This window comes from Mycobacterium sp., from assembly GCF_049585075.1.
Lineage (GTDB): Bacteria > Actinomycetota > Actinomycetes > Mycobacteriales > Mycobacteriaceae > Mycobacterium.
Genome location: NZ_JBAUZA010000319.1, coordinates 1 through 11,281, shown reverse-complemented (window position 1 = coordinate 11,281; position 11,281 = coordinate 1). Strand labels below are relative to the sequence as shown.

Annotated in this window: 12 protein-coding genes; 4 read left to right on the top strand and 8 right to left on the bottom strand. The window is 64.6% G+C overall.

Annotated elements, in window-relative coordinates:
• On the top strand, positions 1 to 1,113 hold a 1,113-nt coding region (locus WB785_RS15325; protein ID WP_424080177.1), incomplete at its 5' end, for an amidase.
• A gap of 1 nt (position 1,114) precedes the next feature.
• Here the strand turns inward: WB785_RS15325 and era are convergent.
• The 8 genes from era to hrcA all read right to left on the bottom strand — a co-directional run bounded on the left by era (position 1,115) and on the right by hrcA (position 9,097).
• Positions 1,115 to 2,026, bottom strand: coding sequence for a GTPase Era (gene era / locus WB785_RS15320; RefSeq protein ID WP_424080176.1), 912 nt, complete (start codon positions 2,024 to 2,026; stop codon positions 1,115 to 1,117).
• Positions 2,027 to 2,062: 36 nt separating this feature from the next.
• Complete coding sequence (locus tag WB785_RS15315) at positions 2,063 to 3,358, bottom strand: hemolysin family protein (RefSeq protein WP_424080178.1); 1,296 nt, start codon at positions 3,356 to 3,358, stop codon at positions 2,063 to 2,065.
• A gap of 147 nt (positions 3,359 to 3,505) precedes the next feature.
• On the bottom strand, positions 3,506 to 4,006 hold the full coding sequence (locus WB785_RS15310) for a DUF4352 domain-containing protein (protein ID WP_424080175.1): 501 nt from the start codon (positions 4,004 to 4,006) through the stop codon (positions 3,506 to 3,508).
• 343 nt (positions 4,007 to 4,349) lie between these two features.
• Positions 4,350 to 4,883, bottom strand: coding sequence for an rRNA maturation RNase YbeY (gene ybeY, locus WB785_RS15305; RefSeq protein WP_424080174.1), 534 nt, complete (start codon positions 4,881 to 4,883; stop codon positions 4,350 to 4,352).
• A gap of 7 nt (positions 4,884 to 4,890) precedes the next feature.
• Positions 4,891 to 5,934 (bottom strand): PhoH family protein, encoded by a 1,044-nt coding sequence (locus WB785_RS15300; RefSeq protein ID WP_424080173.1) that lies wholly within the window; start codon positions 5,932 to 5,934, stop codon positions 4,891 to 4,893.
• Between the two features lie 169 nt (positions 5,935 to 6,103).
• On the bottom strand, positions 6,104 to 6,853 hold the full coding sequence (locus tag WB785_RS15295; protein WP_424080172.1) for a 16S rRNA (uracil(1498)-N(3))-methyltransferase: 750 nt from the start codon (positions 6,851 to 6,853) through the stop codon (positions 6,104 to 6,106).
• Positions 6,854 to 7,993, bottom strand: a complete 1,140-nt coding sequence (gene dnaJ / locus WB785_RS15290; protein WP_424080171.1) for a molecular chaperone DnaJ — start codon at positions 7,991 to 7,993, stop codon at positions 6,854 to 6,856.
• 60 nt (positions 7,994 to 8,053) lie between these two features.
• A complete protein-coding gene (hrcA, locus tag WB785_RS15285; protein WP_424080170.1) occupies positions 8,054 to 9,097 on the bottom strand; it encodes a heat-inducible transcriptional repressor HrcA in 1,044 nt (347 codons plus the stop codon).
• A 105-nt stretch (positions 9,098 to 9,202) separates the two neighbouring features.
• Between hrcA and WB785_RS15280 the strand changes: the two genes are divergently transcribed.
• From WB785_RS15280 to WB785_RS15270, 3 genes are all read left to right on the top strand, one after another.
• Entirely contained in the window at positions 9,203 to 9,511 is a 309-nt protein-coding gene (locus tag WB785_RS15280; protein ID WP_424080169.1) for a type II toxin-antitoxin system VapB family antitoxin, read from the top strand.
• Between the two features lie 138 nt (positions 9,512 to 9,649).
• Entirely contained in the window at positions 9,650 to 10,246 is a 597-nt protein-coding gene (locus WB785_RS15275) for a carboxymuconolactone decarboxylase family protein (RefSeq protein ID WP_424080168.1), read from the top strand.
• Positions 10,216 to 11,124 (top strand): sigma-70 family RNA polymerase sigma factor, encoded by a 909-nt coding sequence (locus tag WB785_RS15270; protein ID WP_424080167.1) that lies wholly within the window; start codon positions 10,216 to 10,218, stop codon positions 11,122 to 11,124. Before WB785_RS15275 ends, WB785_RS15270 begins: the two co-directional genes overlap by 31 nt.
• Positions 11,125 to 11,281 lie beyond the last annotated feature (157 nt).

Here is an 11,281-nt window from a genome sequence, read left to right as displayed (position 1 = left end):
GTGATCGTCGGCAAGACCAACACATGCGAGTTGGGCCAATGGCCGTTCACCAGCGGACCCGGGTTTGGCCACACCCGTAACCCGTGGTCGCGCAAACACACCCCGGGCGGGTCGTCGGGCGGCAGCGCGGCCGCAGTGGCCGCCGGCCTGGTCACCGCCGCGATCGGCTCCGATGGCGCGGGCAGTGTCCGTATCCCGGCGGCCTGGACCCATCTGGTGGGCATAAAACCGCAACGTGGCCGCATCTCGACGTGGCCAGTGCCGGAAGCATTCAACGGCATCACGGTCAACGGCGTGCTGGCCCGTACGGTCGCCGACGCGGCGCTCGTTCTCGATGCGGCGTCCGGCAACGCCGACGGCGATCTGCACAAGCCGCGCCCGGTGAAGGTGTCCGACCATGTAGGTATCGCTCCGGGGCCATTGCGGATCGCGCTGTCCACCGGGTTCCCGTTCACCGGGTTTCCGGCCCGCTTGCATCCAGAGATCAGGGCGGCCCTGGCGGCGGTGGGCGAGCAACTTCGGCTGCTCGGCCACAGCGTGCTTTCGGGCAACCCGGATTACGGCCTGCGGCTGTCGTGGAATTTCTTGTCGCGGTCCACTTCTGGGCTACTCGACTGGGCCGAGAGGCTGGGTGACGATGTCGAGCTGGACACCCGCACGCTGTCGAATATGCGGATGGGGCGGGTGCTCTCGCAGTCGATACTGCGCGCCGCCCGGGCGCATGAAGCTGCCGATCAGCGCCGGGTGGGCTCGATTTTCCGCATCGTCGACGTGGTGGTTGCCCCGACAACTGCGCAGCCGCCGCCGCTGGCGCACGCATTCGACAGGTTGGGCGGATTGGGCACCGACCGCGTGATGATCGCCGCCTGCCCGGTGACATGGCCGTGGAATGTGTTGGGCTGGCCATCGACCAACGTTCCAGCAGGCTTCACCTCCGAAGGCTTGCCGATCGGTGTGCAGCTGATGGGACCGGCCAACAGCGAGCCCCTGCTGATTTCGCTGGCTGCCGAGTTGGAGGCACTCGGCGGCTGGGCGGCCAAACAGCCGCAAGCGTGGTGGAACACCGACACAGACACGCCGCCGGTTTCCAGCGACGCACTAGCTGATAGTTAGCTCAAAAGCCAAGCCGACCAAGCTGTTTGGGGTCCCGTTGCCAATTCTTGGCTACCTTGACGCGCAAGTCGAGGTAGACCTTGGTGCCCAGCAGCTTTTCGATCTGGCCGCGCGCCGCGGTGCCCACTTCTCGCAGCCGGGCGCCGCCCTTCCCTATCACGATGCCCTTCTGGCTGTCTCGCTCTACATAGAGAACCGCGTGCACGTCGATCAGATCGTCACGCCCCTCACGCGGGTTGACCTCGTCGATCACCACTGCCAGCGAATGCGGTAGCTCGTCGCGTACACCCTCCAGAGCGGCTTCCCGGATGAACTCGGCCATCAAAACCTCTTCGGGTTCATCGGTCAGCTCACCGTCGGGGTAATACGCCGGCCCGGCCGGCAGTGCGGCGGCGAACACGTCGGTCAGCACGTCGATCTGCTCACCGCTGACCGCGGAGACGGGGACGATCTCGGCCTCACGGCCGTTGGTGAGTCCGATCAGTTCCCCGATCGCGGCTAACTGCTCGGCCAACTTGTCCTTGGACACCTTGTCGATTTTGGTAACGACGACGACCAATGTCGTTGTGGGCGCGACGGAACCGATCTGTTCGACGATCCACCGGTCTCCCGGACCGATCGCTTCGTCGGCTGGTATGCACAACCCGATCGCGTCGACTTCGGCGTAGGTGTCGCGAACCAAATCGTTGAGCCGCTTACCCAGCAGGGTGCGCGGCCGATGCAGTCCCGGGGTGTCGACCAAGATCATCTGGAAGTCCTCGCGGTGCACGATGCCGCGAATCGTGTGCCGGGTGGTCTGCGGGCGGCTCGAGGTGATCGCCACCTTGGTGCCGACCAGCGCATTAGTCAATGTCGACTTGCCGGTATTGGGTCGCCCTATCAGACAGACGAAGCCGGAATGGAATTCGCTCACTGCACCAGGGCGCCTGCGCCGTCGGTGTCGAGCGGCTCAGCCGTCATCGTTTACCTCCTGACCGTCGGAGTCCGCGCGGCTCAGTAACACCGTCCCGATCCGGACTCGCCCGCGATGGTCCGGGCCGCCCTCGGCATGCAACCGCAGCCCATGTGATACCACCTCGGCGCCGGGCAGTGGGACCCGGCCCAGTTCCAGGGCCAGCAAGCCACCGACCGTGTCGACGTCGAGGTGCTCATCAAATTCGACACCATACAATTCGCCGACGTCTTCGATCGGAAGTCGCGCTGATACCCGAAACCGGTTGTCGCCCAGATCTTCTACGGGCGCGACCTCGGCGGCGTCGTACTCATCGGCGATCTCGCCGACGATCTCTTCCAACACATCCTCGATCGTCACCAACCCGGCGATTGCGCCGTACTCGTCGACCAGCAGCGCCATGTGGTTGCGGTTGCGTTGCATCTCGCGCAGCAAGGCGTCCAGGGGCTTGGAATCCGGTACGAACACCGCGGTGCGCATGACCTCTGCGACGCTGGTGTCCCGGCCGCCAGTAGTCGAGTAATACCTGTGCTGCACAATGTCTTTCAAATACACAACTCCGACGATGTCATCGACGTTCTCGCCAATCACCGGAATGCGGGAATGGCCACTGCGTACCGCCAGCGATATCGCGTGGTCGGCAGATTCGTGGCTTTCGATCCAGATCATCTCGGTGCGCGGCACCATCACCTCGCGGGCTGGTGTATCACCGAGTTCGAATACCGACTGGATCATTCGGCGCTCGTCGGCCGCCACCACTCCGCGCTGTTGTGCCAGGTCGACGACTTCGCGCAATTCGATCTCGGATGCGAACGGTCCATTGCGAAACCCCCGACCCGGGGTCAGCATGTTTCCCAGTACCACCAGCAGTCTGCTGAGCGGGGCCAGTAGGACCGAAATCGTTTGCAGCGGTAGAGCTGCCACCAATGAAATCGTGTAGGCGTTCTGGCGGCCCAACGTGCGCGGACCGACACCCATGACGACGAAACTGATCACCACCATGGTCGCCGCGGCGGCGAACAATCCCCAATCTCGGCTCAGGCTCCGGTAGAAGTAGGCCGCCAGAAACACGGTCGCGCTGATCTCACAGATGATCCGCAGCAGCACCACCAAATTGATGTAACGGGGGCGGTCGGTCATAACCTTGGCCAGCCGACCCGAGCCCGGCCGCTGGTCACGTACTAGTTCGTGTACCCGCGCCAACGACACCGTGCTGAGCGCGGCATCGACAGCGGCGAACAAGCCGCCCAGACCGATCAGCACGATCGCGCCGAGCAGAGCAGACCCATTCAACTGTCGAAACACCTTGAAATCGTCGGACAGCCTCTCATGTGTTCTACCTGTGGCTTTACTGTCAAACCCTACGGCAAAGCCGACATGCTCACTGTGCCTGAGCACGTGGACCAGGAAAGAGAGCGAACTGGATGGCGCCAGTCTCCGCTAACCGCGCTGGGGCGGTGGGGATGGCGGCTGCGTCAGATTAACTTGGGCTCCGTGGGAGGATACCGAATCGTGCAGCACGAGCTGGGTCGGTTTCGTACCGGGCGGCACGTCGAATGCCAGCTTGAGGCTCACCTGAAGACCTGGGTCGAGGCTATTGACGACGCTTCCGAATAGCGGTGGGACCATGAAGTTCGCCGAATACTCACGCCCAGTTCTGTCCTTCAACCTCTGAGCGGCCCACTCGAAAAACTGCGCCTGGGTGCCGACGTTCCTGACCGCCACCGACACGATCTCATACACGCCTTGCGCGCGCTTGTCGGCGAAAGTCCGGGAGCTGTTGACTTCGGTGACAATGAACGCAAACTTTCCGTCAATGACTTCTTGCCCAATCCCAGCCGGTGCCGAGGTGGTTTGACCGAAGTGACATGCCCCGACCACCGTTCCGGCGCCGAGCAACACGAGCAAGGCGGCAAGCCGCCCCAAGCACCCAGAGAACATGCGGCCAACAGTATTAGGTGTTGCTAATGCAGTGTGCTCGACGGCTCGCCGCACTGCTCGCGGATCAACCAACGCACCGCGGCGGGTAGACGCAGCTCGTTGTCGGTGGTCTCCCGGTGGCGCGCATGCGGCCGACCATAACGACTGGCCGCTAGCGAGCAAGTGATCTCGGGAAACGTTCACTAGAAGTTCTCCTAACGCGTGCTGGTCGGCGAAAAGTGCCACTTCGCCAATCTCGTCGTCGTCGGATCAGGCATCGTTACGCCCCGTGAATCGTTGAACTTCGGCCCCCACGCCCGCGTTTGACCTCATTTAGCAGGTCAGCGCACGGCACACGGGCGGCTTAATTCTCGAAATACCTTGATTTGTCCAGCAACCGCTGGTCTCTCTCACTTTGGCGTTCATGGTGGTAGGCGTCGACTTGGTCGGCGACCCACTCTTCGAGCAAGCGCCCCTGCAGGGCGAACATCTCTTTTTCTTCGTCCGGCTCGGCGTGGTCATAGCCCAACAGGTGCAGCACACCGTGGATTGTCAACAACGCCAATTCATGGCCCAGCGTGTGACCGGCGGCCGCGGCCTGCTCGGCGGCGAATGCCGGGCACAACACAATGTCGCCGAGCATCGCCGGTCCGGGCTCCGGGGCGTCGGGACGGCCACCCGGCTCCAGTTCGTCCATCGGGAAGCTCATCACGTCGGTCGGTCCCGGCAAATCCATCCACCGCATGTGCAGATCAGCCATCGCGGCGGTGTCCAATAACACCATCGACAGCTCGGCCGCCGGGTTGACGTCCATGTGGGCGATGACGAACCTTGCGACGCTGATCAATTCGGATTCGGAGACGTCGATGCCAGATTCGTTGGCAACTTCAATACTCACGGCGTTGTCACCGACGGCTGCGGGCGCTCGACGCCCGCCGCGCTGCCCGGTTCATCGTCAGACCCGGCTCTTCGTATCGTGCGTAGGCGTCCACGATTTCGGAGACCAGCCGGTGCCGTACCACGTCGGCGCTAGTCAACTCCGCGACGTGAATGTCGTCGATGCCGTCGAGGATGTCGACGGCGGCTCGTAGTCCAGACCGGTTGCCACCCGGTAAGTCAATCTGCGTAATATCGCCGGTGACAACAACTTTCGAGCCAAATCCGAGTCGGGTGAGAAACATCTTCATCTGCTCCGCGGTGGTGTTCTGCGCCTCGTCGAGGATGATGAACGCATCATTCAGCGTTCTACCCCGCATATAGGCCAGCGGCGCGACCTCAATTATCCCAGACGCCATCAACTTTGGGATCAGTTCGGGATCCATCATGTCGTGCAGCGCATCGTAAAGCGGACGCAGGTAGGGGTCAATCTTCTCGCTCAGCGTGCCGGGCAGAAAGCCAAGCCGCTCACCGGCTTCCACCGCAGGACGGGTCAGGATGATGCGCGTGACCTGTTTGCGCTGCAGTGCGTTGACCGCCTTGGCCATCGCCAGGTAGGTTTTGCCGGTCCCGGCCGGGCCGATGCCGAAGACGATGGTGTGGGCATCGATGGCGTCGACGTAGCGCTTCTGATTGAGGGTTTTGGGCCGAATCGTCTTGCCGCGCCGCGACAAGATGTCCAGTGTCAGCACCTCGGCCGGCGACTCGTTGCCAGTACCGACCAGCATGGCCACACTGTGGCGCACCACCTCAGGGGTCAACGGCTGGCCGCCGGCGACGATCGCGATGAGTTCGGAAATCACCCGTTCGGCGAGCGCTACATCCGCAGGCTCGCCGGAGAGCGTCACTGCGTTGCCACGCACATGCAGATCTGCCGACAGAATGCGCTCGAGTGCGCGCAAGTTTTCGTCAGCGGAACCGAGCAGGCCCACGACGAGGTCGGGCGGAACGTCGATGCTGCTGCGCACCGAAGTTGTCGATGAGTCAGCAGCGCTGGTCTCGCGGGGCGTCACGTGGTTTCTGATGCCTGCTTTCTGCGGTTTATTCAGCGGGTTAGCCTCTCGATTCTACCGCCGGGCGGTTTTTGCAGCGTCGAGATCGACGCCAGTGCGGAAATACGACGAAAAATGCGCGCTAGCGTCAATCTCGACGCGTATGGCGGCCGCTTCACGGCCCGCATCGTCACCGGGCGTCCCACCGCGGCGTTAGCACACCCAGCGCGCCCAGCGCGACCGCGGCAGCCGTCGACGTACGCAGCACCGTCGGGCCCAGCCGGACGGCCACGGCACCGGCGTCGGTCAGCGCGGCGAGTTCGTCGGGAGTGATACCACCTTCCGGCCCTACCACCAATGTCACCGACTTCGCTTGCGCCAGACCAAGATCCGCTAGCTGGCCGGTAGCCGACTCGTGTAGTGCCAGCACGGTGCCTCCCGACGCAACCACGCCGGCGATCCGCTCAGTAAGCGTTGCGGTGGACACCACCCCGTCGACCGACGGGATGTATGCGCGCCGGGATTGCTGCGCTGCGGCCCGAACGACCGCGCGCCAGCGCCGCAAACCCTTTTCGGCGCGGGTCCCCTCCCAACGGGCCACGCAACGCGCGGCCTGCCAGGCCACCAACCCGTCAGCCCCGGCTTCGGTAGCCAACTCGATCGCCAATTCCGAACGCTCGGCCTTGGGCAAGGCCTGTACGACGGTCACCGGCGGCTGTACCGGCGGTACTTGCCAACGGTCAGACACCCTGGCCTGAAGTCCGCCGCGGCTAGCCTGCTCGACTAGGCAACGCGCTAAACCTCCGACACCGTCGCCGAGCAGCAGTTGCTCGCCAGGCCGGATGCGCCGCACGGTAGCGGCGTGGAAGCCCTCGTCGCCCTCGACGACGACCAGCTCGCCCGTGTCGGGCAGCGCGTCAATATAGAACAGCCCGGGCAATTAGCGCCCGGTAAAGGTCTCACGCAGCCGGCTGAACAATCCGCCGTTGGCGGCGGCATGCGTCGACCGGACTTCGGCCACGTCGCGGTTGCGATGGCTCTTGAACTCGCGCAGGAGTTCGGTGTCGCGGTTGTCGAGCCGATCGGGCACCACCACCTCGACGTGCACGTGCAAATCACCGCGGGTACCCGAACGCAGATGCGGCATCCCCTGGCCGCGCCGGGTCGTGACCGAACCGGGCTGGGTCCCCGCGGGGATGGTGATCTCGGTCAGGCCGTCGAGGATCGCGTCCACGGTGACCGTGGTACCCAGGGCCGCGTCGACCATCGGCACCGAGATCGTGCAGTGCAGATCGTCGCCGTCGCGCACGAAGATGTCGTGGGGCTGCTCGTGGACCTCGACGTAGAGGTCACCCGCCGGCCCTCCCCCGGGTCCGACTTCACCTTGTGCAGCCAGCCGCACGCGCATCCCGTCTCCGACGCCGGCGGGGATCTTCACGGTGATATCCCGACGGGCCCGCACCCGTCCGTCGCCGCCGCAGTGGTAGCAGGGATCAAGGATGACTTCGCCGACGCCGCGGCAGGTGGGGCAGGGTCGCGACGTCATCACCTGACCGAGCAGGGAGCGCTGCACGGTCTGCACCTCGCCGTGACCACCACAGGTGTCGCAGGTGACCGGGGCCGAATTGCCGTTGGTGCCGCGGCCCTGACACCGGTCGCACAGCACCGCGGTGTCAACGGTGACATGCTTGCTGACGCCGGTCGCGCATTCGGTCAGGTCCAGCCGCATCCGCAGCAACGAGTCCGAACCGGGACGGACCCGCCCGGTCGGTCCGCGCGAAGTTGAGCTCCCGCCGAAGAACGCCTCAAACACATCACCCAAGCCGCCAAACCCGCCGAAGCCGTTGGCGGCCGATGCCGCGTTCGCCAGCGGGTCGCCGCCCATGTCGACGATGCGTCGCTTCTCCGGATCGGAAAGCACCTCGTAGGCGACGCTGATCTCCTTGAATTTCGCCTGTGCGATCTCATCTGGGTTGATGTCGGGATGCAGCTCACGCGCCAGCTTGCGATACGCGCGTTTGATGTCCGCATCGCTCGCGTTCTGGCTCACGCCGAGCAGACCGTAGTAGTCGCGTGCCACGCCTGACCTTTCTTGTGCCGCGTTATGCGGCTGTCCACAGATTCTGCAACGAGTGCGCGTTCATCGCCCACCCAGCACTTCACCGATATACAAAGCAACCGCAGCGACACTAGCGATAGTTCCCGGATAGTCCATTCGGGTGGGCCCGAGCACACCCATACCTCCGTAGACGGTGTCGGTGGTGCCATAGGCGGTGGAAACCACCGATGTGCCCACCATCTGCTCGGCCTCGGTTTCGTGCCCGATGCGCACGGTCACTTTGCCGGCCTCCTGCTGCGCGGCCAACAGCCGCAACACGACGACCTGCTCCTCGAGAGCTTCCAGGATCGATCGCAGCGAGCCGCCGAAGTCGGCGGTATTGCGGGTCAGGTTGGCGGTGCCGCCCAGCAGCAGCCGTTCCTCGCTGTGCTCGACAAGCGATTCCAGCAGCACCGTCGCCGAGCGTCCGACAGCGTCGCTGAGGCTCTTGGAGTGCCCGCCTCGGCCGTCGAGCTGCGCGGCAAGATCCGCGACAGCCACCGATGCCGCTGAAAGCTTCTTGCCCTCCAGCGCTTGGCCGAGCATCTCGCGCAGCTGGGACAGCTGGTGGTCGTCGATGACATCTCCGAGTTCCACGAGCCGTTGGTCGACCCGGCCGGAGTCGGTGATGACGACCATCAGCAGGCGGGCCGGGGTCACCGCGATCACTTCCAGGTGCCGCACGGTCGACGTCGACAACGTCGGGTACTGCACGATGGCCACCTGGCGGGTCAGCTGCGCGAGCAGCCGTACCGCGCGTCGCAGCACGTCATCGAGGTCGACACCGGACTCCAGAAAGCCTTGGATCGCACGTCGCTCAGCCACCGACAGCGGCTTGACGTCGTCGAGCCGGTCGACGAATTCGCGGTAGCCCTTCTCCGTCGGCACCCGACCGGAGCTGGTGTGCGGCTGGGTGATGTATCCCTCGGCCTCAAGCACGGCCATATCGTTGCGGACGGTGGCCGATGAGACGCCAAGATTATGGCGTTCTACCAGCGACTTCGAGCCGATCGGCTCCTTGGTGGAGACGAAGTCGGCGACGATCGCGTGCAGCACCTCAAAGCGACGCTCGTCGGCAGTTCCCATCCGCATCCGCCTTTCCCATCTGGTCCATTTTACGGTGATCACCAGCCGCAATTGCTTACCGCACCCACAGCCCGTCGGCCGTCGCCGCGGGTTAGCCTCTTCTGGATGATCTTCAAGGGCGTGCGAGACGGCAAGCCGTACCCCGAACATGGCCTCTCCTACCGGGACTGGTCGCTGATTCCGCCGCGGCAAATCCGGCTCGACGAGATGGTCACGACTACGACAGTGCTGGCGCTGGATCGCCTGCTGTCGGAGGACTCCACGTTCTACGGCGATCTGTTCCCACACGCGGTGAAGTGGAAGGGCATCGTCTATCTCGAGGACGGCCTGCACCGCGCGGTGCGGGCGGCACTGCGAAACCGCACCGTGCTGCATGCGCGACTACTCGATTTGGATGCGGTCACTCCCGGTTAGCCCACGCGACGATCGCAAGCGCGGCGAAGCCGGGCGCAGCGGGTCGTCGCACCCGAATGGTCACGTTCTTGCGCCGGCAGGTGTCGAGGTAGGTAAGACCGCCAATAAACGCCTTTGATGGCTTTGAGGAGGAACCCCATGCCACGAATCACCGGAGTATCGGATCGCGACGCCAAACTCGGCACCAAGATCGCCTTCTTTTTCACCAAGCGCCACTTCAAGCAGATGACCGGTGGCGAAACCCCGGCAATGCTGGAGCCGTTGCGGATGTATGCCTATGTTCCCAAGCTCCTCAGTGCAATCGGTCGCCTGGAGCTGGCCGAGTCGAAGATCGACATTCTCAGCCCACGCCATCGCGCGCTCGCGGAATTGAAATCGGCGACGACGGTGAGCTGCGAGTACTGCATCGACCTCGGTTCTCAGATCGCGCGCGGCTGGGGGCTCACCGACGAGGAATTGCTGGCGTTGTCCGACTACCACAACGCAACCTGCTTCTCCGACGTCGACAAGCTGATCCTCGAATACGCGACGGCGATCACCCGCACACCGGTCGAGGTGAGCGACGAGCTATTCGACGCGCTGCGAACACATTTCGACAATGCACAGCTCGTCGCGCTGACCCACATCGTCACACTCGGCAACCTCCGGGGCCGGTTCAACCTGGCGTTGGACATCGGATCGTCCGGTTTCAGCGAGGGAAGGGTATGCGCATTGCCGGACGCCGGTCGACGGTGACCGCAAACGGGGAGCTGGCAACACGATTCCAGGCAGCCCGGCCACACCTGGGCGCCTTGGCCTACCGGATGCTGGGTTCGATCGACGACGCCGAGGATGCCGTGCAGGAGGCCTGGCTACGACTCAGCGGCGGAAGCGCCGAGGAGATAACCAACCTCGACGCCTGGCTGACGACTGTGGTGGCACGGATCTGCCTGAACACCTTGCGCAGCCGCAAGGCGCGCCCCCGCGAAGAACTCGTCGCCCGGGTGCCCGATCCCATCGTCGATGCAGTCGGCGACGTCGACCCCGAACACCAGGCGATGCTGGCCGACTCGGTGGGACTGGCGTTGTTCGTGGTGCTGGACACCTTGCCGCCGGCTGAGCGGCTGGCGTTCGTTCTCCACGACGTGTTCGCGGCGCCGTTCGAACAGATCGCGCCGATCGTCGAGCGGTCCCCAGAGGCCACCCGCAAACTGGCCAGCCGGGCGCGCCGGCGCATCCACGATGCCGCGCCCAATCCCGACACCGACTTGGTGGCTCAGCACGCCGTCGTCGACGCCTTCTTCGCCGCCGGGCGTGCAGGCGACTTCGACCGACTGGTCGCGGTGCTGGACCCCGAAGTGTCCCTGCGCGGCGACTTCGGTCCGGGACCTGCCGGGCTGCGCTCGGTGACCGGGGCATCCGCGGTCGCCGGGCTGGCCCGAACTTACGCGGCGCCCGAACGCGAAGCCCGCCCCGCCGTCGTCAACGGCGCCGCGGGCGCGGTGATCTTTGTCGCCGGCCGGCCCACCGCCATCATGGGATTCGTGGTCCGCGGTGGGCGTATCGCCGCGATTGACGTCCTGGCCGATCCCGAGCGCATCGCGAGGATCGACTTGAGCGCCCTTGCCGGCTAGCCGGTGGCTGCCTGGATCAGCGCCTGCGCGGACTCGGGCGAGATCGTCCAGCCACCTTGATTGACGAACGTGAGGTTCCGGGTGACCGGCGTCGGGAATGTCGGACCCCCGATGGCCACGTCGGCGGTGGCCGCATTTGGGCCGGCCGGCTGGATGT

Excerpts from the sequence above, each read along its gene's own strand:
- WB785_RS15310 (WP_424080175.1), bottom strand. The coding sequence starts at position 4,006 with ATGTTCTCTGGGTGCTTGGGGCGGCTTGCCGCCTTGCTCGTGTTGCTC.
- hrcA (WP_424080170.1), bottom strand. The coding sequence starts at position 9,097 with ATGGGAACTGCCGACGAGCGTCGCTTTGAGGTGCTGCACGCGATCGTC.
- WB785_RS15280 (WP_424080169.1), top strand. The coding sequence starts at position 9,203 with ATGATCTTCAAGGGCGTGCGAGACGGCAAGCCGTACCCCGAACATGGC.
- WB785_RS15275 (WP_424080168.1), top strand. The coding sequence starts at position 9,650 with ATGCCACGAATCACCGGAGTATCGGATCGCGACGCCAAACTCGGCACC.
- WB785_RS15270 (WP_424080167.1), top strand. The coding sequence starts at position 10,216 with ATGCGCATTGCCGGACGCCGGTCGACGGTGACCGCAAACGGGGAGCTG.